Annotated in this window: 25 protein-coding genes; 14 read left to right on the top strand and 11 right to left on the bottom strand. The window is 70.7% G+C overall.

Annotated elements, in window-relative coordinates:
- Positions 1-2 precede the first annotated feature (2 nt).
- Both ACFVTF_RS03545 and ACFVTF_RS03540 read left to right on the top strand, forming a co-directional pair.
- Complete coding sequence (locus ACFVTF_RS03545) at positions 3-173, top strand: transposase (RefSeq protein WP_387808408.1); 171 nt, start codon at positions 3-5, stop codon at positions 171-173.
- Between the two features lie 862 nt (positions 174-1035).
- Positions 1036-2247: an MFS transporter gene (locus ACFVTF_RS03540; protein WP_387808405.1), complete on the top strand. Its 1212-nt coding sequence runs from the start codon at positions 1036-1038 to the stop codon at positions 2245-2247.
- Between the two features lie 104 nt (positions 2248-2351).
- Here the strand turns inward: ACFVTF_RS03540 and ACFVTF_RS03535 are convergent, their stop codons facing one another.
- From ACFVTF_RS03535 to ACFVTF_RS03520, 4 genes are all read right to left on the bottom strand, one after another.
- Complete coding sequence (locus ACFVTF_RS03535; protein ID WP_387809571.1) at positions 2352-2990, bottom strand: class I SAM-dependent methyltransferase; 639 nt, start codon at positions 2988-2990, stop codon at positions 2352-2354.
- Positions 2991-2999: 9 nt separating this feature from the next.
- A complete protein-coding gene (locus tag ACFVTF_RS03530; RefSeq protein WP_387808402.1) occupies positions 3000-3140 on the bottom strand; it encodes a hypothetical protein in 141 nt (46 codons plus the stop codon).
- Positions 3141-3413: 273 nt separating this feature from the next.
- A complete protein-coding gene (locus tag ACFVTF_RS03525) occupies positions 3414-3755 on the bottom strand; it encodes a thioredoxin family protein (protein ID WP_387808399.1) in 342 nt (113 codons plus the stop codon).
- 77 nt (positions 3756-3832) lie between these two features.
- On the bottom strand, positions 3833-4642 hold the full coding sequence (locus tag ACFVTF_RS03520; protein WP_387808396.1) for an NAD(P)/FAD-dependent oxidoreductase: 810 nt from the start codon (positions 4640-4642) through the stop codon (positions 3833-3835).
- Positions 4643-4986: 344 nt separating this feature from the next.
- On the opposite strand from ACFVTF_RS03520, the gene ACFVTF_RS03515 reads away from it, so the two are divergent.
- Entirely contained in the window at positions 4987-6141 is a 1155-nt protein-coding gene (locus tag ACFVTF_RS03515; protein ID WP_387808393.1) for an IS701 family transposase, read from the top strand.
- 166 nt (positions 6142-6307) lie between these two features.
- On the opposite strand, the gene ACFVTF_RS03510 is transcribed toward ACFVTF_RS03515, so the two are convergent.
- Both ACFVTF_RS03510 and ACFVTF_RS03505 read right to left on the bottom strand, forming a co-directional pair.
- Positions 6308-6646: a cyclic-phosphate processing receiver domain-containing protein gene (locus ACFVTF_RS03510; RefSeq protein WP_387808391.1), complete on the bottom strand. Its 339-nt coding sequence runs from the start codon at positions 6644-6646 to the stop codon at positions 6308-6310.
- 261 nt (positions 6647-6907) lie between these two features.
- Positions 6908-7879, bottom strand: a complete 972-nt coding sequence (locus tag ACFVTF_RS03505) for an SDR family NAD(P)-dependent oxidoreductase (RefSeq protein ID WP_387808388.1) — start codon at positions 7877-7879, stop codon at positions 6908-6910.
- Positions 7880-7944: 65 nt separating this feature from the next.
- Between ACFVTF_RS03505 and ACFVTF_RS03500 the strand changes: the two genes are divergently transcribed.
- The 3 genes from ACFVTF_RS03500 (at position 7945) to ACFVTF_RS03490 (ending at position 9271) form a co-directional block, all read left to right on the top strand.
- Positions 7945-8517 (top strand): TetR/AcrR family transcriptional regulator, encoded by a 573-nt coding sequence (locus tag ACFVTF_RS03500; RefSeq protein ID WP_387808385.1) that lies wholly within the window; start codon positions 7945-7947, stop codon positions 8515-8517.
- An 83-nt stretch (positions 8518-8600) separates the two neighbouring features.
- Positions 8601-8804: a hypothetical protein gene (locus ACFVTF_RS03495; RefSeq protein ID WP_387808382.1), complete on the top strand. Its 204-nt coding sequence runs from the start codon at positions 8601-8603 to the stop codon at positions 8802-8804.
- A gap of 47 nt (positions 8805-8851) precedes the next feature.
- Positions 8852-9271, top strand: coding sequence for a RidA family protein (locus ACFVTF_RS03490; protein WP_387808379.1), 420 nt, complete (start codon positions 8852-8854; stop codon positions 9269-9271).
- On the opposite strand, the gene ACFVTF_RS03485 is transcribed toward ACFVTF_RS03490, so the two are convergent.
- On the bottom strand, positions 9183-9815 hold the full coding sequence (locus ACFVTF_RS03485; protein ID WP_387809569.1) for a barstar family protein: 633 nt from the start codon (positions 9813-9815) through the stop codon (positions 9183-9185). The two genes, ACFVTF_RS03490 and ACFVTF_RS03485, sit on opposite strands and share 89 nt — an antisense overlap.
- Between ACFVTF_RS03485 and ACFVTF_RS03480 the strand changes: the two genes are divergently transcribed.
- The gene (locus tag ACFVTF_RS03480; RefSeq protein ID WP_387809610.1) at positions 9699-10232 is read left to right on the top strand and encodes a hypothetical protein; all 534 of its coding nucleotides are present in this window, start codon (positions 9699-9701) and stop codon (positions 10230-10232) included. The genes ACFVTF_RS03485 and ACFVTF_RS03480 overlap by 117 nt on opposite strands.
- Before the next feature lie 621 nt (positions 10233-10853).
- On the opposite strand, the gene ACFVTF_RS03475 is transcribed toward ACFVTF_RS03480, so the two are convergent.
- Positions 10854-11282 (bottom strand): hypothetical protein, encoded by a 429-nt coding sequence (locus ACFVTF_RS03475; protein ID WP_387808376.1) that lies wholly within the window; start codon positions 11280-11282, stop codon positions 10854-10856.
- A gap of 488 nt (positions 11283-11770) precedes the next feature.
- On the opposite strand from ACFVTF_RS03475, the gene ACFVTF_RS03470 reads away from it, so the two are divergent.
- Positions 11771-12709, top strand: a complete 939-nt coding sequence (locus ACFVTF_RS03470; protein WP_387808373.1) for an aminoglycoside phosphotransferase family protein — start codon at positions 11771-11773, stop codon at positions 12707-12709.
- Between the two features lie 550 nt (positions 12710-13259).
- Here ACFVTF_RS03470 and ACFVTF_RS03465 read toward each other — a convergent pair.
- A complete protein-coding gene (locus ACFVTF_RS03465; RefSeq protein ID WP_387808370.1) occupies positions 13260-13754 on the bottom strand; it encodes a hypothetical protein in 495 nt (164 codons plus the stop codon).
- A gap of 154 nt (positions 13755-13908) precedes the next feature.
- On the opposite strand from ACFVTF_RS03465, the gene ACFVTF_RS03460 reads away from it, so the two are divergent.
- Complete coding sequence (locus ACFVTF_RS03460) at positions 13909-14439, top strand: hypothetical protein (RefSeq protein ID WP_387808367.1); 531 nt, start codon at positions 13909-13911, stop codon at positions 14437-14439.
- Between the two features lie 161 nt (positions 14440-14600).
- Here the strand turns inward: ACFVTF_RS03460 and ACFVTF_RS03455 are convergent, their stop codons facing one another.
- Complete coding sequence (locus ACFVTF_RS03455; protein ID WP_387808364.1) at positions 14601-15356, bottom strand: glycine-rich domain-containing protein; 756 nt, start codon at positions 15354-15356, stop codon at positions 14601-14603.
- Between the two features lie 299 nt (positions 15357-15655).
- A complete protein-coding gene (locus ACFVTF_RS03450) occupies positions 15656-17101 on the bottom strand; it encodes a winged helix-turn-helix domain-containing protein (protein WP_387809566.1) in 1446 nt (481 codons plus the stop codon).
- Between the two features lie 391 nt (positions 17102-17492).
- On the opposite strand from ACFVTF_RS03450, the gene ACFVTF_RS03445 reads away from it, so the two are divergent.
- From ACFVTF_RS03445 to ACFVTF_RS03425, 5 genes are all read left to right on the top strand, one after another.
- Entirely contained in the window at positions 17493-17885 is a 393-nt protein-coding gene (locus ACFVTF_RS03445; protein ID WP_387808361.1) for a hypothetical protein, read from the top strand.
- Positions 17882-18148, top strand: a complete 267-nt coding sequence (locus ACFVTF_RS03440; protein ID WP_387808358.1) for a hypothetical protein — start codon at positions 17882-17884, stop codon at positions 18146-18148. Before ACFVTF_RS03445 ends, ACFVTF_RS03440 begins: the two co-directional genes overlap by 4 nt.
- Positions 18149-18180: 32 nt before the next feature.
- A complete protein-coding gene (locus tag ACFVTF_RS03435) occupies positions 18181-18774 on the top strand; it encodes an RICIN domain-containing protein (RefSeq protein ID WP_387808355.1) in 594 nt (197 codons plus the stop codon).
- A 1136-nt stretch (positions 18775-19910) separates the two neighbouring features.
- On the top strand, positions 19911-22034 hold the full coding sequence (locus ACFVTF_RS03430; protein ID WP_387808352.1) for a hypothetical protein: 2124 nt from the start codon (positions 19911-19913) through the stop codon (positions 22032-22034).
- A complete protein-coding gene (locus tag ACFVTF_RS03425) occupies positions 22035-22655 on the top strand; it encodes a hypothetical protein (protein WP_387808349.1) in 621 nt (206 codons plus the stop codon).
- Positions 22656-23496: the final 841 nt, after the last annotated feature.

The following is a 23496-nucleotide window of genomic DNA, read 5'->3' as shown; positions in this document are numbered from 1 at the left end:
GGATGGGGCGTGGGGATCTGTCGGATGACCAGTGGGTTGTGCTGGAACCGTTGGTGCCGGTGGCCTGCGTGGGACGTCCGGCGAGGTCGCGCCGCAGGCTGGTCGACGGGATTCGGTGGCGGGTGCGGACGGGCGCCCCATGGAGGGACGTTCCGCCAGAGTTTGGAGCCTGACAGACGGTCTACGGGCTGTTTCGCCGTTGGCAGCGTCAGGGTGTCTGGCAGCAGATACTCACTGCCCTGCAGGCGCGGGCCGACGCGGCAGGAAGGATCGCCTGGGAGGTGAACGTCGACTCCACGATCTGCCGCGCCCACCAGCACGCGGCGGGGGCCAACCCGCGGCGTCAGTTGTCCTGGCTGGGTAGCGGCGTCGTAGCGGGCGCGGGCCTCGACGAGGCGGAGCCTTGTTTCGATGGTGTGCACTGCGGCCATGGCGGTGCCCCAGGTCAGGTGGCTGTAGATGTTCGCGGTGGTCGAGAGCGTGGAGCGCCGCAGGGTCTTGGAGATGACGGCCATGGGGACGTTGCCCTCCAGGGCGAGGGTGGCGGCGAGGTCTTCTCTCGGGCTCGTCATCACTCAGTGATGCCGTTACCCGTGGTTGATGGGCCTGCTCTCTCCGTCGACCGCTGGATGAGTCCGGTTCTCGCGAAGCCCCTGCGTAAAGCGTCCGTCCCAGACGTCAGTGATCCGATTCGGAACCTGGGACACCGTCTCACCGGACACACCCGAATAGGCACCCCCACCCGCTCCCTCTGCCCGAGGAAGCCGCCGATCTCTCCACCGCCCTGGTGACCGCGCCGAGCCCACCGGCCGACGCCAGGGCGGCACCGACGGGGCGACCATGCCAGCCGGCCACCGCATCCCAGCCTGCTAGGATCTGCGGGTGCTCATTGTGATGTTCATCTGACGGTCCTGGGTCTCTCCCGCCCAGGTTCTGATCCGTTGAGGGTGCGATCGTTCATGCCCTCCGGACTTCGATCACCGTCAGACGGCGGCCGCGGACAAGATCCCGGTCGCGCATCATCGGAGCCTCCTCATGCTCGCAGTGCTTCTCCTTCCTGGCGCGCTTCGCGCGTTCCTCCCCGCCCTGATCGCCCGGTCCGCCCTCGCGATGGGCGGTCTGGCCCTCCTGCTCACCGTCCAGGACAGTACGGGTTCGTTCACGCAAGCCGGCTTCGCGACAGCGACGTTCGGGATCGCCAACGTCATCGCCGCCCCTTGGCGCGCCCGAGCCGTCGATCGACTCGGTCAACGAGTCGCACTCACCGCCATGGCATCAGGTCAGGCGTCAGGGTTCATCGCCCTCGCGCTCATCGCGGAAGCCGAGGGAGTTGCGGACGTCTGGTTCCTCGTTCTCAGTGCGGTGGTCGGCCTGACGGCGCCGCCCCTGGGGGCCGCGATGCGCATGATCTGGGCGTCGCTCACGACGGTCGGTGACCAGCGAACGAAAGCGTTCAGCATCGACGCGGTGTGCGAAGAGCTCCTTTTCGTCGGTGGTCCCGTCGTCATCACTGCGGTCATCGTGGCGACTTCTCCTGCCACCGGACTCTGGGTGACTGCTGCCACGGTTTCCCTCGGCACCGCGGCGATGACGTCCAGCGCGTCGTCGGGGGCGCTGCGCGGAACGGGAGGGGGTGTCGCGCGAGGCGATCGCCCGCTCCGCCAGCCAGGATTCGCAAGGGTGCTGATCGTCCTCGTGGGCGTCGGCGGTGTGCTCGGCGTCGCGGAGATCGCAGCGCCGGCGGTCGCCGAGCAGCGTGACGCCGTCGCGGCTTCGGGATGGATCCTGGCGGCCTTCGCCGGCGGAAGCGCCCTCGGTGGGTTCCTCTACGGGCAGCTGAACCTCAAGGCGGGAATCGGCACGAGGCTGTTCACCCTGTGCACCGGCATGGGGCTTGCCGCGGTGCTCGTGTCCCAGCTGCACACACTCGGTCTGTTCGCTACGGGCCTCGCACTCGTCGGCCTCTTCCTCGCGCCCTCTCTCATCACCGGCTACCTCATCGCCGACACCATCGTTCCGGAATCCAGCCGGACGGAAGCGTCGACATGGATCAACACCTCCGTGAATCTCGGCGCATCGCTGGCGTCCGCCGCAGCCGGAGTCGTCATCGACAATTCCGGTGGCTGGTTCGCCCTCCTGCTCATGGGAGCGATCGCTCTCGCTCTTGCCACGGCCGCGCCGTTCGCACGACTGCGCGAGATCGAGCCGCCCGCCGCCCCCGCTTCCGACCGTCTCGAGCCCAGCTGACGAGCCCGACGGCATCGCCGACGCCAACACCGGGCCCGGATCGGCCACGACCGACGACGAGGCCGCAGCCCCGGAGCTGCGGCCTCGTCACGGTGAGGACCGTTTCAGTACTGAACGCCGCCGCGGCACAACCGGGCTGTGTGGACAGTGTCGGCGGTGAGGTAGAAGGCGTCAGGACGTCCGAGGATCCCTGCGGACGTGTCGCTGTCCAGGAGCCGCTCCAGCGTTGCGCGGTCCTCCGGATCCAGCCGGTCACCGATCCGATCGCGCAGCCGGGTCAGACGCATGTGCAGGTACTCTCGCGCCGACATCCCGAGGGGAGACGGGAGATCGGTGAAGAAGCTGCGCGTCCCGCTGGGGATGAGCCCGGCACGGGCGAGCATGGCCGGCCAGTCCTCCACCGTCGCGGCCGATCCCGGCAGTTGGTCGCGCATCTCGCCGAAGGCGTCCTCGGCGGCCGCGTCCAGGCGGGCCTGCAAGCCCGGACGCCCCACGCCGATGTCGCGGGGCAGGAAACGCGGGGGCAGCCCGCTCTCGGCGACGGCGAGGAGTCCGCCCGGCCGCAAACAGGCGACCAGGGAGCGCAGTGCCGCCTGCTGATCCCCCACGCGGTGGACGCCGTTACGGCTCCAGATCAGATCAGCGGAACCAAGTGCGGCGAACTCGCCGTGAAAATACTTCAGTTGAGTGACGATACGGTCCGCCATCCCCTGAGCTGCCGCGCGCGAACGGACCTGTTCCAGGATGCCGGGCTACCGGTCGACGGCAACGACCTCGGCGTCCGGGAAGGTGCGCGCCAACAGGCACGTCACCACGCCCGGCCCGCTGCCGACGTCCAGTACCCGGTGGACGGGAGCGTGTCCGCCGCCGCCGATCCGCAACAGACCCCGCAACCACTCCATGGTCCGCATGAGAGCAGGGGCATGCACGCCGGCTTCGCGTTCCCGGAGCGCGCCTGAGGCGTCCGGCCGGATGTCCTGATCGTGATGCGAGTTCATGGGTCCATGCCTTTCTTCGTGGGTTGATCCGGGTCGTTCGTGAGATCGGGGCACCCTGGAGTGCTGGGCATGGCCCTCATGTGGATCCACCGGTTCCAGAAGCACGAGCGGCGGGCGCCCCGACGCGGCCTGGCTCCGCCGCGTCGGGTGCGTGGTGCCCGCCGGCACTCAGCGGAGGAGGGGGGCGAGTTGGTGTTCCAGGACGGGCTTCGGTGCGGCACCCGTCCATGCCGTCGTGAGGGCGCCGTCGGCGTAGACCACGAAGGCGGGGATCGAGGTGATTCGATGCCGCTCCGCCAGTCCGGGCTCCTCATCGACGTTGATCTTGACGACGTCCAGGACGCCCGCGTGCTCGGCGGCCAACGCCTCGACGATGGGAGTGACTCTGATGCACGGCCCGCACCACGCGGCCCAGAACTGGACCAGGACGGGGCGCTCCGCCTTCAGTACGCGGGCGGGAAAGGTCTGCTCGGTGACACTGTCCACGAAGCGGGTGGACTTTGCTGACATGGTGGGATTCTCCTTTGGTGTGTTCGTGTTTGCACGCGGTTCCCCCGACGGGCCCGGACGGCAGGTAATGGCCGGGGTCAGCTGGACAAGGCGGCCTGCGGGGTCGGCTGTGGGACGTGTTGGGGCATCCGGGGTGAGGATCCGGTGTTCTCCACGGCACGCTCGATGTCCTCTGCGGCGAGGTCGTGGTTGAGCGCGAACGCGGCCGCGGCGCCCTGCCCCGCCGCGGTAATCACAAGTGCCTTCGCGTCCGATACATTGCCGACCGCCCACACCCCGAACACGCTTGTCCGGCCCACGGAGTCGGTGGTCACCCAGCCGCTCTGGTCCCGCTCGCACCCCAGGCCAGTGAGCAGGGCGTCGCGGGGCACCATGTGCGGGAAGACGAAGACCGCACGGCGGGGGTGGACGTGACCTTCGGTCAGCTCGACGCCGCGCAGTCGGTCGTCTTCCGGCACCAGGCGTTTGACGGCGCCCTCAACGACGGTGATGCCGCGGGCGGGCAGCTGTTCGCGTTCCTCCGTGCGGAGGTCCAGGGTGTGCGTGAAGAAAAGAATGTCGTGCGACCACTGTCGCAACAGCAGCGCGTGCTGCACTGCGCCCGGGTGGGTGCCCAGTACTCCGATGGGCTGGTCGCGTACTTCATACGCGTGGCAGTAGGGGCAGGACAGCAGATCCTTGCCCCACCGCTCGTGTGCGCCCGGGATCGCAGGGAGCTCGTCCCGTAGCCCGGTGGCCAGCGCCACTCGGCGGGCCCTGAGTACCGCACCGCCGTCCAGCCGCACGAAGTAGCTGTGGTCGATCTCATCCACGCGGCTCTCGAACAGGTCCACCCCGTAGCCGGTGACCTCGGCCCGCCCCACCGCCGGCAGGTCGGCCGCAGCCATCCCGTCCCGGGACAGGAAGCCGCAGCGTGGGCAGGCGGCTCAGGTCCGATCGTCGGCGCCGGCGGGTGATCGGAACCTCCGGAGACGGGTCCGGGTCCGGGCCAGCCTCCTCCAAGCGCTCGGGCCTCGTGCAGCGCGCGCCTGCCGGGCCGCGCGGCACTGTCAGATGTCGGGTCTCGAGGCTCGTGTCGGACGCTGCTTCTCTGGTCTGCGGTTTCTATCGCAGTCTCACGACGTGTCGAACGCCGAGGCCTCAACCCGGTGTCGGATTCCCTAATACTGCAACCGCATCTGGGCGTAACTGTGGGTGCGGGTGTTCGTTGTCTTGACTGTGTGCTTATGGGTTGACGGTTGAGCAGGTTGAGTCGTGGTCCGAGGGGATAGCCGGGTTTCATGCCCGGTTCGCTCGGCATTTCGGGAGGTCGGAGCCCCGGGAGCGGGCGCTGGACTACCTGATCGGGCTGCTCGCGCCGTTGGAGCGCAAAAACGGCTGGACGGTGGCCGAGCGGGTCGGGCAGTTGCGTCCCGACGGCGTCCAGCGGCTGCTCAACCACTCCGACTGGGACGCGGATGCGGTGCGTGACGATGTGCGGGACTTCGTCATGGAGAGCATCGGCACCCGGGACGGCGTACTGATCGGTGACGACACCGGGTTCCTGAAGAAGGGAACGAAGTCCGCGGGTGTCCAGAGGCAGTACACCGGAACAGCCGGCCGTACGGAGAACAGCCAGATCGGGACGTTCCTGGCCTACGCCTCAAGCAGGGGGCGGGCGTTGATCGACCGCGAGCTCTACCTGCCGCTCTCCTGGACCGATGACCGCGAACGCTGCCGGGCGGCGGGGATCGGGGACGAGGTCCCCTTCGCGACGAAGAACGAGCACCTCAAGTGGATGCTGCAGCGTGCCATCGATGCCGGCGTCCCCTTCGCGTGGGTGACCGCGGACGAGGCGTTCGGGCAGGTGAGGCACCTGCGGTCGTGGCTGGAGGAGCGGGCGGTCGCGCACGTGCTGGCCACGAAGGTCAACGACATCGTCGTCACCGGCCAGGGCGCGGACGTGCAGGTGGACCGGCTGATCGACGCGCTGCCCCGGCAGGCGTGGAAGCGCCTGTCCGGGGGCCGGGGCGCGCGCGGGGAGCGGATCTACGACTGGGCCCGCGTCGCGATCCGCCCGCGGTGGACGAACGGCTTCGGGCACTGGGTCCTGGCCCGACGCAGCCTCGGCGACCCCGGCAAACTGGCCTACTACATCTGCTACGGACCGGTCGCCACCCGGCTGAAAGACCTGGTCAAGGTGGCTGCGGCCAGGTGGGCGGTGGAAGAGTGCTTCCAGAGCACGAAGGGCGACTGCGGCCTGGACCACTACCAGGTGCGACTGTATCGGGCCTGGTACCGCCACATCACCCTGGCCATGGCCGCCCTCGCCTACCTGACCGCCGTCCGCGCCCGGGAAGCAGAAAAGGGGGAAGCACGGACGGCGGAGAAGAACTCATACCGCTGAGCGTGCCGGAGATCCGCCGACTGATGGGACACATCATCGTCGTGCCCCACCACCATGCCAACGACCACCATCTCCACTGGTCACACTTCCGACGACGAAGCCAAGCCCGCGCCCGCAACTCCCACTACAAACGCCGAGGACACACCCCCCAGATGCGGTTGCAGTACTAAGCCGTTGTCCGCCGGACTTGGTAGTTCCAGCGTGTGAGTGACCGGACGACGGTTTCGGCACCGATGGGGTTGGCGCTGTGAACGAAGACCGTTCCGATCTGGAAGGGCCGTCCGTTGAAGGCGGCTTCTTCCATGAGGGTCACCACGGGCATGATGGTGTCGTCGCCGCCGAGATCGTGGTCGAGCCAGAGTTCGTCAATGAAGCTGTCGCGGTGCTCTTGCAGGAGCTGGATGCCTTCTCGGCTGGTGCGGGCAATCCGCGTAACTCTGGGGAGTGGACGAAGGTCGTCTATGCCAAGGATGACGGGCGTCGGTGCGGCTAGGTCTTCTTTCACCTGATCATCATCACAGTGAATGTCACACAGTGAAGCCCGCGAGAACCGTGGGGGCTGCCTGTTGGATGGTTATCCGGACTACCTGCTGTCCTGTCGCGTTGAGCTTGTCTGTGGATCTCGTGTCGAGCTGCGGTGTTGCCAGGTCGAGTGAGAACACTCGGTTCGGGATTCTCGGTGCATCTGGCTTCTGCGGAATCCGGGGGCGGCCGACTCCTCGATGCCGGGGAAGATCGGACGTGCGCGTGTGGTGGTGTCGAGAGGTCAGGCCCGGAGCAGGTCGGTCGAGACTGCCCAGAGACGCTCGGCGATGGCGGGATCGATCGCCCATTGCTTGACACCGTGCGGGTGTTGCGCGAGATCGGCGTCGTTCGGCACGGTGTAGGCCTCCTGCGAGTCATCGAGGTAGTGGCCTCCGGAGTGGGCGAACTGTGGGGCGACGGCCGCGACCATGGTGGTGGCGGCTCCCTGCTGGACCGTCTTGTACGTGAAGACGCCGGCGGCCTCGGCCGCATCGAGTGACTGCTTCTGTTGCACGGTGAAGTTCCGCTGCAGGCCCGTCGCGACACCGCCGGGGTTCACTGCATTGGCGACGATGCCGTCGGAAGCCCACAGGCGGGTCGCCTCGACGGCGAACAGGGAGTTCGCCGTCTTCGACTGGGCGTAGGCAGTCTGGGGGTCGTAGCTGCGCCGCTCGAAGTGGAGGTCGTCGAAGTCGATGCCGGAACGCATGTGCGCCGTCGAACTGACCGAGACGATCCGTGCTCCGTCGCGGTCGGACGCCCCGAGGGCCAGGGCGTCGTGCAGGCCGACGGCGAGTGCGAGGTGACCCAGATGGTTCGTCGCGAACTGCAACTCCCATCCCTCGCGGGTTCGTTCGAGGCCGCCGGTGACCACGCCCGCGTTGTTGATCAACAGGTGGAGCGGGCCGCTCCACGCGTCGACGAACGGCATGACGGTGGTCCTGTCGGTGAGGTCCAGCCGGACGACTCGGGGGCGGATCGCTCCGGGCGATCTCTCGATCGATTCGGCAGCGGCCTCGCCCGCAGCCGTGTTCCGCACGGCGAGCGTCACCTGTGCGCCGGCTGCGGTCAACGCGCGGGCCGTCTCGACCCCGATTCCGGAGGAACCTCCCGTCACGATCGCGCGGATTCCGGTCAGGTCGACGCCCCGCACCACCTCGTCAGCCGTGCTGGAGGCGGTGAAGGACGTGGAGAGGGGTTCGCGAGCCGTCACAACGGCGAGACTATACAGACTGAACCAGACTTGTATAGTTCGATTTGCGCTCCTATGCTCGCCGCATGAGCAGCTCCGAGACCGGCCCCCTGCCGTCGCCGATCACCGATGCCAACCGTCGGACCATGGTTCTGGACTCCGCTCTGGCCACGTTCGCGCGATTCGGTTACCGGAAGACCTCGATGGAGGAAGTGGCGCGGGCGGCCCACATCTCCCGCCCCGGGCTCTACTTCCTCTTCTCCTCGAAGGAGTCCCTGTTCCGTGCCGCCGTCACCCAGGCCTTGGAGCGCGACATCGCAGCGGTCGAACATGTCCTGGCCGACGTCGACCGCCCTCTTCCGCAGCGCCTCGTCGAAGCCTTCGACCGGTGGGCGGGCCGCTATGTCGGCCCGCTGACGCGCGATGTCGCGGTGGTCGTCGAGGACAACCCCGACCTCCTCGGCGAGATCGCGGAGAGCACGCCGCGGCGTTTCGAGGAGCTGATCACTGACGCGATCGCCGTCGAGTCAGGACAGGAGACAGCCGCTCTCGTCGCACAGACGATGATCAGCACGTCGATCGGCCTCAAGCTTCAGGCCACATCGCGGGAGTTCTACCTCGAACGCATGAAGGTCGCCATCGAACTCCTGGTGCACTGAAGACACGCGTCAAGCCGCGCGGGAATCCGGTCGCCTCGGGCCGTGGTCTCGGATGGCCCCGTCTGTCGCATGCTTTCGCGGCGGTGTCGGACTCCGGGGCGGACCTGCTGATCGTGATCACTCCCGGGGTGGAGCGGTTCGATTACTTCCGTTTGTTGGAGCGGATCCGTGCGGGTGAGGCGACGGTCGAGGAGCTGCTCGCCAAGCAGGATCTCTTCGACAATCATTTCCTGGAGTCGTCGAGTTGGCGTGACGCCCGGGAGGAAGCCGCCCGGTCCGAGCTGTAGACCGCCCGGCGCCGAGCCCGGCCTGCCAACCATTCTCAGGGAACCTCGTGACCGACACTCGCAGCATCACCAACCCGCCCGGCCTGCACGATCCGACGCCGTTCGGCTACAGCCACGCCGCTTCCGCGCTCGGCGAGCCGGTGTTCATCGGCGGCCAGTACGCTTCCGACGCCGGCGGTCAGGTCGTGCCCGGCGACTTTGCAGCCCAGGTGGAGCTCGCCCTGGCCAACCTGCGTACCGCGCTCGCCGGGGTCGGCCTCGGCTTCGAGCACGTGGTCCGGCTCGGCTCGTACGTCGTCGACCACGACCAGGAGAAGCTGGCCGTCCTGGGCAAGGCCCTGGCCGGGGCGTGGGGCGACCGGCTGCCCGCGCAGACGCTCAGCGGGGTCGCCTCGCTCGCCCTGCCGGGGATGCTCTTCGAGATCGACGCGGTCGCCGTCCGGCCGGCGGCGGGGGCGGCGGGCTGACCCACCCGCGCGCAGGGGTCCCACCGGCCGGTGGGACCCCTCGCCGTACTACCGCCGTTCGATCCGGCGCGGACCGCCCACGCGGCCCGGGCCGCCGCGCACGGCCGTCGTTCCACGGCGCCGGGGTCGTCGCCGAGGAACGGCACCCGCAGGAACGGGCCCTCGCCGGTGGCGGCCGTGTCGAGGATCCGGAGCAGGGCCGTCGTTCCACGGCGCCGGGGTCGTCGCCGAGGGACGGCACCCGCAGGAACGGGCCCTCGCCGGTGGCGGCCGTGTCGAGGATCCGGAGCAGGGCCGTCAGCTCGCGGACCGGCTCGTCGACGAGGACGGCCTCGGCCCCGCTCACCAGGATCGGCAGCCCGGCCGGGTCCGGCCGCCGGGGCGGGTGGCGGGTGTCGGTGAGGCGTTCCTCGAAGGCGTCCCAGTGGTGACCGAAGCAGGCCGGGAACGAGACAGGGCTCTGGCCCGCTCGTGGAACAACTCGTCTCTGGTCCGGCGGAGTTCGCTGCGCACCCGGTGGGGGTGGACGCCGTCGTCCACAGATGCACGCCGACTGCTGCACGACGACTCCCCGGCCGCCGCAGACCGGGTCGACGAGGATCCCGGATGCTTCCGCGACCTGCTGGTCAACCGGCGCGGCGGCATGCTGCCGCAGCGGATCCGCCAGGCCGAGCAGGACACCCCCGCACCGGTCCGCTCGTTCGCCCGCTTCCTGCGCCAGGACCTCGACGCCGTGACCGCCGGCCTCGCCATCTCCTTGCGTTTCCTCCACACGGCCACCGGACGCAACCCGCCCGAGCCCCTGAACCAACCCCGTCCTGGCTGTTCCGCGGCGGCCGCGACGCTCGCCCTGTCCCGGCATGCTTTCTCCCCTGGGACCGGGGGGTGTTCGCTGCTCTGGTCTGCCATCGGTGACCGCCCTGGCTGTTCTGACGCGTGGGCCGGTCCGGTGCGGTCGTAGGACGGGTTGTGTGCGGGTGGATCGCCTCCTGACCACCCGTCCCCGGGTCGCCGGCACCAGCGGCCATCAGCCCCGCCGACACCGCCGGCACCGCTGGACCGGAAATTCTTCGGCGCGCTCCCGCCCGGGTAACCCCTTGAAGCCATCCACGACAGGAAGATCTCCCGTTTCGCATGCCGCGCCATCGGGACCGCCCGGTGCCGCGTGGCCTGCCCGGCTGCGCCCCGCCCGACTCTTGTTCCCGCAGCCCTCCCGCCGTCCCCGGCCGTGCCCCTTGCCCTGTTCTGCTGCGCCTCGGGGGTGATGTTGTTTCGGTCGCTGCCCTCTCCGGCGTCGGTGTCGTTTGTCGTCTGGTGTCCGGGTCCTGTCGTCGGCTGCTTTCGCTGTCCCGCTGCCCTGCCCGCCCTGCCCGCCCTGCCCGCCCTGCCTGCCTGCCTGCCCTGCCTGCCCTGCCTGCCCGCCCTGCGCCCCCGCCGCGGCCCTGCCGCCTCGCCTCGCGTCCTCGCCGCCTCGCGTCCTCGTCTCCTCGTCTCCTCGCGGGCCGGGTTGACGGTCCGTCGGTGGCTGGTCGGGTTGATGGCCTGTCGCGGGGGTTGTCGGGTTGTCGTGTTGCTGGTGTGGTCAGGGGTTCGGGGGAGTGTGTTCCTGGCCCCGCCGGGGTGGGGTGCTGGGACGGCCTTGGGGCGCGGTGTCGGTGAGGTGGCGGTGGGCGGCGTGGAGGTGTTCAGCGGCCTGGCCCAGGTGGTGGCAGGCCATGGAGGGAGAGAGCGCGTTGTAGGGGCGGAGCCATCGTTCGGCGGCCTGTACGCGGGCGAGGGCGGCGGTCAGGGACTGGTGGGCGGGCCGCATCGAGGGGATCTCGGCGACTTCGTCCACGGTTCGGGCGAGCAGGACGGCGAGGTCCTCGGTGTCGGGCCACGCGCCGTCGGTGAAGTCGTGGCCCCACCAGGCCAGTCGGGCCGCGCATATCCCGACCCAGGCCTCCAGCCGGTCTTCCCAGGACGGCGGCCTGGCGGGCGGGGGCGGGGGCGGGTTCGCAATGATCGGCACCCGAACATGATCTGCCCACGGGCCACGGTCGCGTGGCCGTTTCACCGGAACCTGTTGACGACCTGTTGCACAACCCCGACCCGGCGGCCGCCCACCGAGGCCGTGGGACGGCCGGGGACTGCTTCCCGGGTGCAGGGGGCGGGGGACGGCCGGCGAGTGCTTCCCGGCAGCCGCCCCGTCCGGGCCGCACAACGGATCAGGGCGAGGTGGTCTCTCCCGCGAGGTCACGGATACGGCCGGCGGGCGGCACAAGCACCCCCCGCACGGGTACACCGGTCCTGGATCCGTACGGGAGTTCTCCGGCCCTCGGCGTGAACTGGCCTGACGGGCAAGGGCATCCGGTGCATAAGATCTCCTGTCGACCCGCCCGCCCCTGCGGACGCGCCCCGACCGCCCCTGCGGACGCACCGCGCTGCACCTCGCCTCGCCGATAGCCGCGCCGCACCGATCGGCGCGGAACGGGCCGACGACAAGGCCTGGACCAGACCGTGACGGAGACGCCGGATGGAGACACCGTGACTTCCGCAAGCCCGCAACAACACCGCCTCACACAGGTACCCGAGTCCCTTCGGGCCTTCGGCCGCTGGCAACACAAGGGCGAAGCGGGCCACCGCTGGCTGACGGCCCTGCCGGACACCGTCACCCGATGGTGCGACCACTGGAACCTGAAACCCGACGGACCACCCATGCACGGCTACAACAGCCTCGTCGTGCCGGTCCTCCGGGGCACCGAGCCACTGGCACTGAAAGTCACATGGCCCGACCAGCAGATGCAGGAACAGGTACTCGCCCTGCGCCTGTGGAACGGCCACGGCGCGGTCCGCCTGCTCGACTCCGACACCACGGCGGGCGTCATGCTCCTGCAACGCCTCGACTACACCCGTCCGCTCCGGGACGTGCCGCTGACACAGGCCGTCCCCGTGATCGGGACACTGCTACGGCACCTGGCCATCGAGCCACCCCACGGCCTGCGCACGACCGCAGACATCGCCGCGGGCCACCGACGGGAACTCCCCGCCCAGTGGGAGGAACTCGGCCGCCCGGTACCCCGACACACCCTCGACCGCGCACTGGACCTGGCCGAGGAACTCTCCCACGACGACTACACCGTCCTGGTCAACAACGACCTCCACTACGACCAGGTCCTGCGCACCCCCGACGGACACTGGTCCGTCGTCGACCCGCTGATCGTCCGCGGCGTCCTCGAATACCAGGTCGCACCCCTGCTGTGGAGCCGCTTCGACGAACTCGGCCCCTCCCGCGTCCAATGGGCCATCGACGCCCTGACCGACGCCGCGGACCTCGACCCCGACCGCGCCCGCAAATGGGCACTACTGCGAGCCGTCGAGTACTGGATATGGGGTCTACGCGCCGGCTTCACCGAGGACCCGGCACGCTGCGCCCGCATCGTGGAAGCACTCACCTGACCCCCGCCCCGCCCCGCCGTGCGGAACAACCGGCGCCGGCCCGACCGGTCACCGTCGATCCCGCAGGCCTGCCGGACGGGCCCGCAGGAGTCCGGGCGCAGTGGGTTTGCGCAGACGGATCGGGGTGAGAAGAGGACCGGTGGTCGGGAACGCGGTCCGGGCGGTGGACATCCCCCTCTTCACCGTCCGGACCCGTGCCACCGGGGTTCAGAGCCCGGCCACCGTAGCGGTCACACACCGGTGGCCGGGCGCTCCATGGCCGGTGTCAGGGCCGCCGGCCGCCCAGCGTCAGTCGAGTCCGAGTCCGAGTCCGAGTCCGAGCACGGCGCCGTGGGGACGCGTGGGCCGGCGACGGCACCTCCGCCCTGGCCGGCAGGCGGGCGGGGCAGGGCGCTCAGCCGCTCGCCGACGCTCCGAAGCCGGTCCAACGGTGGCGACCGTCATCGGCGGTCCACTTCGGGCGCCACCGGCCGGGAGCTGAATTCAGATTAGACCGGGTTCGGGACGGGGCCTGTGACGTACTGCCCAGTGGTGTCACCCCTGAACCTCCTCAGCCGAAACCGACCTCGGTGAAGCAGCAGCCTCCGCGCTCGGCTGCGGACAGGGCCTGGACCGACGTGAGGCGCGGGGTGTCGCGGAAGTACTGGCAAAAGCCCGACGCGCGGAACCTCAGGTCGAACGAGTGGCCTTCGACGTGCCATTGCGGCCAGTCCTGCCTGCCGTCGTCCGGCGCCAGCCGGTGCACCGAGTCGATCTCCAGCTCCGGATGCATGCCCTTGAAACCGAGGTCGCCCTCAAGGTCCCAGACCTCTTCGAAGACGAGCGTCGCGGGGGCGATCCAGAAGGAGAAGTTCTTTGCCGGCCGGACCGGGTGGACCCAGCGGACGATGTAGTCGAGGTCGAGCAGAAGCCGGGGCAGGCCATCTTGTGTCTGCTGCACGTACAGGCCGTGGACGGTGGCGTCGTGCCAGCCCATCTCCTCGAAGTCGGTATCGCTCCAGACGCTCTTCGAGAGGCCCGATTCCTGATGGCTGCCGCTGCTCACACCTGTATCCAAGCAGGCCGCGCGCCAGTGCGTCGACGGCGGCCACCAGGTCGGCGCCGCCCCGCGCCGCCGCGGCCCTGCCGCCGCCCGCGCCGCCGGGCCCCGGGCCCGCCCGCCCGCCGTCCCGGCCCAGGCGCCCGTCCACCCTGCTCCGGTGCGCCACCGGCTGGGAGAGACGGTCTCCGAGTCACTGTCCGAGGCGATCACGCCGCTGCTGGTGGCGCAGGAGAGCGAAGACGGCCGCGCCGGCCAGGTCGTGCTGTACACACTGCCCGCATGGAAGCTGGAAGCCCTCTGGGACGTCCTGCTGGTGCTGCGCCGCACGGCGGCCGACGACCCGGAGACGGGCGCGGTGCGCGAGCTCCTGGAGGCCTTGGGCAACGGGCTGTTCACCCCGCCGCGCACGGTGGAGCGGCTCACCGCGGACCTGGAAGACAGTGGTGGCGGCGCTGATGCCCGACCTGCCGGACACCCAGATGGTGGCCACCGCCGCCATCCCGGCCCAGGCGCGGGGCGAGGCCGTCGTCAACGCCTACCGCCGGATCACCACCGCATGGGCGGCGGCCGCAGTGCGCGCCTGACCCTTTGGCCCCACCGCAGCACCGCCGCGACCCCGGCGCTGCCGGCCGCCCGCTGGCCGGGTCCCGGTGAACGACGGCGGGCGTGGGTCAGCGGCCGTTCCTGACTGCTTGGACGCGGTTCCGGTCGCTGTGCCGTGCCGTCCGGCTGGGACCGGTCGCTGCGCCGTGGGTCCGGAGAACACCTGTCGGCGTGTGCTTTCTGGTCCGACCCCGAACGGGATCACTCTCAAGGCATCGTTCGAGGTCAGACCTATTAAGCGCAAGTTCAGGACCAGCTGATGACCAGGCAGCCCGGTCCGCCGGGCCAGCCGGGCAAGCCCTGCCCCGCGAACTGGTTGTAGAGTCCGCCGTCGCCGCCGTCGCCGCAGCCGGGTGTCTTCAGGACATCGAAGGGGGCCTGGCCGGGCCCGCTCTGGCCGTTGCCGGTGCCGCCGGGTCCGCCGCCAGGCCGCACGACGCCTCCACCGCCCAGGTCCGTGGCTGCGGGGGCGACGCCTGCGGCCGGGGTGCCCGGGTAGACGCCCGCTCCCGGTCCGCCGTCAGCCCGCATCACCTGGGTCCCGCCGGCGGTGATCGAGGTCGCGCCACCGGTGGTGCCGTCCGTAGCGTCAGGAGTGGAGCTGGTCGCCCCGCCCGTGCCGGCCGTCCCGACGGTGACAACGATCTGCTGGCCCGGCACGACGGTGAACGCCCCGTGCACGTATCCGCCACCGCCACCGCCGTACCCGGAACGGGAGTGGCCGTAAGGGGGAGGAGGACCGTCGACGAGGGCGCCGGATCCGCCGCCGCCCGCGCCCCACGCGTCGACGTGGAGACCCTCGACGTCCGGTGGCACGGTGAAGGTGAATGTCCCGGCCGAGGGGAATTCCCGCATCCCCGCAGTGTCGGCCGAGGCCGGCGGTGATGCGGACAGCACCGCCGTCGTCGCCATGACCGCCACCAGGGCGGCCCGCCAGGCTGTCCGTCGGCAGCCGCGGCCGCCGACCAGGCAACGCGCGTCTTCGCGCGGGATCTCGTTCATGCGTACAACATTCCCGCCGCCGCCCCACTCCTGCCCTGACAGCACCCGGTGGGCGTAGATCGGTGGGCGAGTGTCATTCCAACGGCATGACCCGCTTGTGGCCCCAGCGACCGCCCAGCCCCTCTGCACCGCCACCGACCGGGACCCGGGAGAGACACGACGCCCTCACCCTGCCGCGCCTGGCGCTCGACCAGAGCCTCGGGAACACGTAGCCGGTCGCCGAGTGCACGACCCCGGGCCGGCGACTGCACGAAAGGCCTTCCGCCAAATCGCAGGCGGAATCTACGGTGATCGTCCGGTCACCTGGAAGAAGGACTCCTCATGGCGCGCACGATCGTCGACGCGTTCCTGTTCGAACTCCAGCCGGCCTGAGCCCCGGGCCCGGGGCACCGAGGCTCAGAGGGGGCGCATGCCCGGCTCGCACTCGTGTCCCGTCCTGCGGCCCACCCGGCCCGCTGCGCCCGCACCCACCTGTGAAGTTCGGCCGCGGTGTCACCAGCGGCGCGAAGCCGTACCCTCCGGTGTCGCGTTCGCCGTATCCCCTCTGCGTTTCTGATCTTGTTACTCGGGTGCCGATGGGATGGGCCGGCGCTGCCCGCCGCGTCCCCGGCACCGGGCAGCAGCGGACGGACCTGCGCGGCGTCCAGGGCGTTGTCCAAGACGATCAGGACCCGACGGCCGGCCAGAGTGGACCGGTAGAGCGCCGCCGTCTCGCCGATTTGGGCGGGGATGCCCTCGACCGGCACGCCCAGGGCGCGCAGGAAGGAGCCCAGGACGGCCTGCGGGTGCTGAGGGCCGGTGGACGACCAGCCGTGCAGGTCGGTGAAGAGCCGGCCGTCGGGGAAGCGGTCCCGAGTCCGGTGGGCCCAGCGCAGTGCCAGGGTCGACTTGCCGGCCCCGGCGGCACCGGTGATGAGCGCGACGGCCGCGGGGCGGCCGCCCGGCCCCCGCGGCCGACCAGGTCGCGTTCGTCGGGCGCGAAGCTGCGCCTCGCGGCCGACGAAGGCGGGTGACTCCCAGGGGAGTTGGGCGGGACGCGGCAAGGCTGCTGTGCTCCGGCCGCCATGCCCGCCGCGGCACCTCGGGCTCACGGGCCGGGACCGTCCCCGGCGCGCTGGATCCCAGCAACTCCTGCTGGAGGAAGCGGAGTTCGGGCGACGGGTCAAGGCCCGGCTCCCGCGCGAGGCGGGCCGCGTACCGCCGGTACGCGGCCCGGTGCTGCGCCCGGCGCGGAGCAGGGCGGTCAGCAGGTGCCGCACCAGGCCGCCGCGCAGGGTGGCCTCAACCAGGCCGATGAGCTCCGGGACGGTCCGGTCGTGCCGGCCGGCCGCCAGTTCCAGTTCGAAGAGCCGCTCCAGGGCGGCCATCCGCTGCTCCTCCAGGCCTGCGGCGACGGGTGGCGGGCGCGCGGCCCGGCAGGCCGTCCAGGGCCGGGCCGCGCCACAGGTCCAGGGGGCCTCGCGCAGCAGGGGCACCCCGTCGGTGCCCGCACGGGCGGCGGCGTCGACCCGGGCGGTCAACTCCTGCGCGTCGACGCGGACTCCGTCCGTGGCGAGGAGGCAGCCCGGCCCGTCGGCGCGGATCGGTGAAGGCCGCTGCGGGCCGGGCGAGAGCGCGCGGCGCAGCCGCCCGACCATGTTCCGGACCTGGTGGTCGGCGGTGGCGGGCGGGGACTCGTCCCACACCGCGTCGACGATCCGGGGCACGGACACCGTCCGGCCGGCGTGGGCCACCAGCACGGCCAGGAGCGCCTGTTGGAGCCGGCCGCCGACGGCGGAGCGGGCCGGGGTCCTGGGCCCGCACCTCCAGTGCTCCCAGGATTCTGAACTCCACCCCCAGGGCCTCCGGCGATCGAACGGTGCTGTGCGTCGTCCTACGCCCCGAGCTCCGTGACGGGCGCGGCAGGGTCATCCTCACCCAGGCGCAGCGCCGTGTCCACGGCGCTCCGCTTCGGGACGCCCTCCCGCGGCGTGATCGGGTCGTGAGGAATTCATGACGGCCTCGCGCAGGATCGTCACCGGGCCGGACGGCATCCCCCACGACGGGCCGCCCCACCGCTCCACCGTTCCCCGCCCGCACCCGCACGGTTCCGGCCGCGGGGGTGCGGCCCATCCACCAGAGCACGGAGGAGAACAGATGACCCTCGTCCACCGGCCCCGCCGACGGACGGCGGCGGCCGCGGCCGCCGCCACGATCATCATGACCCTGCTGGAGATCGGGGGCATCGGGGCCGGCACCGCCCATGCCGGCACCCGCCCGCCGACGACGAACTGCAACCCCGCCGTGGACCAGACCTGGCTGGAAGTGACGTCCCTCCAGGTCGACCCCGTCGTCACCGACTTCCTCGCGGTCTACGTCGCCCCGGGAACCACCGGACAGCGCACCGAGACCCTGAGCCGGGTGGACTCGGTGACCACCGGTCGTCAACCGCAGCGCCGAGATCAGCGCCTCGGCGAGTGTGCTCTTCCTCAAGATCGAGGCCAAGGTCGGCTTCTCCGTCCTAGAGGCCGTAGTAGCCGGGCTGGTTGAGGTTCCAGGTGGTCGAGATGGTGGTGCTGGTGGTGGTCGAGGTGGTCTTCTACCGCGGCACCCGCCGGGTCCAGGGCGAGTACGCCAAGTTCGTCTGCGCCCAGACCGCCCCGACCACCGGCGTGTGGATCAACGCCTTCCCGGGCGGCGGCGGGGGGAGCTTCACCACCTACGAGCTGCCGGAGATCGGCAGCGTCAACTGCGCACAGACCGAACCGGCCGACACCCTGCGCCGCACCGCCCAGATCCGGCTCTCCTGCTGACCCGCCCACCCCACACCACGACGGAGGAACCCATGAGGAATTCGCTGCGGCGCCGGACGGCGGGCGCCCTGCGCACGCTCGGCGCCGGCATCCTGGCCGCGCTGGCCGGTGCCACACTGCTCGCCGCTCCCGCGTCCGCCGACACCCCGCCGAAGTTCGACTCGTCCGACTGGAACGGCTGGAGCTGCTCGGGGTACTACCGGATCAACACCCCGGCCGGACAGGTCCTCGACATGAGCCAGGGCGGCACCTTCTTCGACGGAGCGCTCATCCAGTACCCCTGGAACAACCAGCGGAACCAGCAATGGGGCCTGTGCCGGTGGAAGGGCGACCCCGAGGACACCGGCACCTACGTGCTGCGCAACCGGCAGAACGGCGACTGCATCGGCAGCTATGACAGCGGGAGCGTGGACGCCTCCTGGATCAGCGTGTTCGACTGCTCGGGTTACATCGGCCCCAACCAGAAGTTCTGGAAGATCGTGGACCCGGCCTCCGGCGCCTTCGTCCTCAAGCTGCAGCACTCCGGCAACTGGCTCGCGGTCGCGGAGGCTGCCAACGCCAACTCCATCGTGGCCCAGTACTCCTACCGGGCGACGGCCTTCACCCTGCAGCAACTGAACCCGTGAGCCCCCGCCCGCCGGCCCGGACAGCGGCCGGCGGGCGGTCACCGGGGGCATCCGGCCCCGGGCCCAGGTGTGGAGGACGGCGGCGCGGCGGGCCGCCTCTGCCAGTCGGGCGCGCAGTACGGGCGGGTGGAGGACCTCGGCCTCCAGGCCGATGCCCCAGCTCTCGGCCGACAGGGTCACGGTGACCCAGCCGTCGGCGTCCGCGGGACCCGCGGCGGCGACGGCGCCGGCGGAAACGGCCGGCTCCAGCAGGGCAGGCCGGTCGCGGCGACGGTCTCCGGATGCCAGGGCGCGACGCCCCCATGCCGATGAACAGACCGGCTTCGACCGGGCCAGGCAGAGCGTGGAGCAGTCCGGTGATGCCTTCGGAGACAGGCCCGGTGGCGTGGACGACCGGCGCGATACAAGGGATCGTGTCGAGCACCCCGAACGGAGCGGCCCGCTCGACACGCACCGCCACCAGGGCACGCTGCGCCTCGCGGAGGTCCCCGGCCACGACGGCATCCACACCCTCCACCAGGGCGCCGACCTGGCCCGCGGCTGGACGGGAAGGGCGTCGACGGCCTGGACCGATGGGTGGCCCTGGTCGACGGCCGGATCGTCCTCGGCGCCCGCCCCGGCGCTGGCCCGCCGGAGCCCGTCGTCCACACCGAGGCATGGGAAGCCGGCGCGACGCTGCACGCCGCCCTCGCCCAGCACCCCAACCACCCCGACCGCGCCCCGGACGACACGCCCTGCTCGACGCGCTCGACAACCCCAGCAACCGCGGCGCCTACGACCAGCGCCAGAAGGAGAGGGAGAAGAAGGCCCGCCAGGACCACCGCGAGCTGATGGCACCCTCGCCTGCGCCGACTGCGGATACCTGCCGAAGCAGGAGACCACCTCGCCCGACGAAGTCGTTAAACGACAAGCTCACCGACGGGGTCAGGGGTTCGCTCCCGACGGCCCCGCTGAAACCCGCCACAGGGGGCCCTGCGGGCCGTCTGTGGCTCGCTTGCACGCGGCCGTGGCCGGTAGTCGCCCGATGGCCCTGCCTGCATCCGGGCCGCGTGAGCCCGGCACAGCCTGCCACCCGGTTGAGGGATTCCACTCATGCTTGATGTGAATTTCCCATCATCGATGGATAGGGTGCCTGTATGACGCTCAGTACGTTGGAAACGTTGCGGCTGACCATCGCCGCGATCAGGCAGCGCACGGGGGAGAGTCAGCGGGAACTCGCGACCGCGCTCGATCTGACCCAGGACAAGGTCTCCCGCCGCCAGTCCGGGGCGCAGCCCTGGTCTCTGGACGAGGTGGACGCCCTGGCCCGCCACTGGGGGATGGGACCGCTCGACCTGCTCGCCGGTCCCACCCACGCCGCCCAACGCCTGACCTGGCCCCCCACCACCCCACCCGTACCCGCAGCGCTGCCGCTGCCGGTACCAGCCACCTCTACCGGCCCGACCGTGCCCACCCCGACGCCGGCCTCGACGCCGGCCCCGACGCCGGCCCCGCCGGCCTCGACGGCCGCCGTCCCGGTGTCGACCACCTCGGCGGCCACCGACACCACCCCGGCACCCGCCCCCGCCACTGCCCAGCCCCCCGCCACTGCCCAGCCCCCCGGCACCGCCGCACCCGCAGCGCCGATGTCAACCGCTCAGGCCACCGAGCAGCAACCCGCCACCGCCCCAGCCACCGCTGCGTCCAAGGCCACCGCCGAGGCCGGACAGCCCCCGGCCCACGCCGCTGCGCCCACTCCAACGCCGGCCACCGTTCCCGTCGTGGACTACGACCGGGGCCCGGACGGCGAGATCGCCGCCCACCCCGCCGCGTTGTGTGAGCAGTGCGGACGTCCGGTGACCCATCGGATCGGCGGCCGCCCGCTCCACCTCGGCGGCTGGTGCACCCCCGCCCCGGCCCCGGCCGCCCCGGCCACCACCAGCGCCCCTTCGGCCGCCACGCCCGTCCGGGCTGCGGCATCCGCAACACCGGCAACTCCTGCGCCCATCCCGGGCCCGGCCGCCGAGCAGCAACCGCCCACCGCCGTCCCAGCCGCGGACATCGACCAGGCCCCCGCCGTCCCGGCCACCCCGCCACCAGCCACCCGCTCGGCACCGGTGCCCACCGCCGTCCCAGCCGCCGCCGACGCCTCCGATTCCTCCCCGGCGGTCCTGGAGGCGCCCGCCCCGCCCCACGCCAACTCCGGCTCCGCTGCGCCTGGTTCGCCCGTCCGTCGGACCGTCCAGGCGGGACCTTCGGCCGCGTCGCGTTCGGAGTATGCGGGTACCGGTCGGGAGTTGGGTTTCTACCTCGACATGATCACCTCGGCGGTCGAGGAGGCCCTGGAAGAGCACGGGGGCGATACCGAGGCGGCGGGCGCGGCGTTGGAGAAGAAGGCGATTCCGAACGGAATGGACCTCTTCGACAAGACCCGGGTCGGCGCGGTGTACGAGCACACGGTTTTTCCGGAGCGTCTGGAATTCCTTTCCAAGAAGTCCCGGAACGGGTCCGATGATATCTGGGAGGGTCGCCACAAGTGGGAGAACGCCCCGCTGATGTCGGCCCTGAAGGCCGGCTCCGCGGACCCGGTGACGGTGGATGTCTTGGACACCAACGCGGCGTACTGCTCGGCACTGAAGACGCACCTGCCGATCGGCGCTTTGCAGCACCGTCCGGACGGCGGGTGGGACCCGAAGCGCTCCGGTATCTACCTGCTCCCCGCCCGCCCTGCCTGGGAGCACCCGCATCTGCCGGATCCGATCGGCAACCGGCACGAGAGCGGCCCGGTGCTGCTGGACGAGGCCACCGTGCGGCTGCTGATCCGCTGCCACAAACTCGGCCTGGCCGGCGCCCCGCACATCACCGAGGCCTGGACCTCCGGCGCCTCCGAGGGCCTGCTGGAGAAGTTCCGGCGCGTCCTCACCATGGCCCGTGAGAACGCGATCCGTGACGGCGACACCGTCACCGAAAAGTACGTCAAGGCCATCTACGCGAAATTCGCGTCCACCATCGGGGAATCCTCCTTCAACCGCGAACTCCGCCGTCCCGACTGGATGCACATCATCCGCTCACAGGCGTTCGCCAACCTCTGGTACAAGTCGCAGCGCGCCCACAAAGCCGGCCTGACGGTCGTCGCGCTGCGCGGAACGGACGAACTCCACATCACCGGCGGCGAATGGCGAAAGAACAAGGGCGGTGTCTTCGAAGAGGGCCGCCTCACCACGCAGCTGAAACTCAAGGACCAGTACACCCTGCCCCGCACCCGCACCCGGAGCGCCTAAGTGTCGACCGACGGATGGAAGAACTTCGGCCGCTACGGCGCGGACCGCGACCCCGGGAACATCCACGGGAACATCGCGCTCGGCCGTGCCCTGGAGGACGTCCTGGAGCGCATGATCATCGAAGGCGGCATCAAGTCCCCGCCCAGCACCCGCCGTGGCCTGACCGCCCGTATGCGCTACCTGATGACCCACAAGGGCGGGCCCGCCGCCCTTGCCGATGCCGGCGTCACCGTCACCCCTGCCACCATCCGTGCCTGGACCAAGGGCACTCAACGACCCCGCCCCGTCAACCTCGAAGCCATCGATACCGCCTACTGGAACCTGCGCGCCGCCAACGTCCTGGCCAAACCCGCCGTCCTCAAGGCCCACCTCAACAACAACGGCCGCGGCACGAAGGTGGAGATCCACCCCATCAACCAGGACGTGGTCGACGAACCCCGCCGCCGCGACAACCTTCGCGTCCGCACCATCCAGGTCCGCTACGTCTGGGACGACGCCGTCGACGCCCTCACCAACGGCGACGCCGACACCCTGGCGGACATCTGGGACGACATCATCGCCGACCTCGACAGTGACTACGGTGCCTATACCTACGTCTCCCATATCGGCCTCGGTGCCTGACCGCTCACCACCACCCAGCACCGCGCCCTGACCGAACGCCCCGGGCGGAGTGCGGCCTGCTGCGTGTGGAGGGTTCCCCGGGGTACCAGGCCCGCCGCCCGCCCCACTGACCGGGTCGCCGTCCGTGGGTGGGGCGGTGTTCATGGGTGTTTTCCATGGCGGGTTTTATGGGGGAGTTCCATGGGGCGGGGAGGGCGGTTGTAACGGGAATTCCTGTCACACCGTCAACAGGCCTTGGCAGTCCGGTGGTGGGTGTAGTGGAATTCTGCGGCACATCGTCAACAGTGCAGAGGGTCCGCTCGGTCGGAGCTCCGCGGGGGCGTGGTGGTTGCAGCTGGATTCACTGACGGGGCCATTTCGAGACAGTGTCGGGTGCATCGTTCAGATAATCCATGGCCGGCCACCAACAGAACAGGTCTAGACCACTCAGAAAGGTCTGGACCACCCACTAATTGCGTGGATCAGAGCGGAAGAGGGGCCACTGCCAGACACAGCAGTAACAGAACGCAACGACCGGAGAGGAAGCCGGCCGGCCACCCACCGGACCGACCAGGGAAAACGACACAGGACCCCCTCCTCCCAGCCAGCCCGGCGCACGGAGTGCGCCAAAACCCCAACTGACCGATAAAAACACCCACCAAGCCCAGCCACACACCCACCCGAAAGGCCCGGCGCGGAGCGCCGACCATCAACCCACAACAGCTCTGCCACCGAGCCGAGCCTCCGCCAGCCAGCGGCGCGGATGCGCCGCAACAACACCCTCCGTAACCGCGCCCCGGAGGGGCGCCGCAACACTCCGTCACGCTAGTGACGGCGCGTCATGTCTGCGGAGCAGACGTGT

The organism is Kitasatospora sp. NPDC057940 (genome assembly GCF_042887425.1).
GTDB lineage: Bacteria > Actinomycetota > Actinomycetes > Streptomycetales > Streptomycetaceae > Kitasatospora.
Note: the sequence above shows the minus strand (reverse complement) of the source record. Positions and strands in the feature narration are given on the sequence as shown.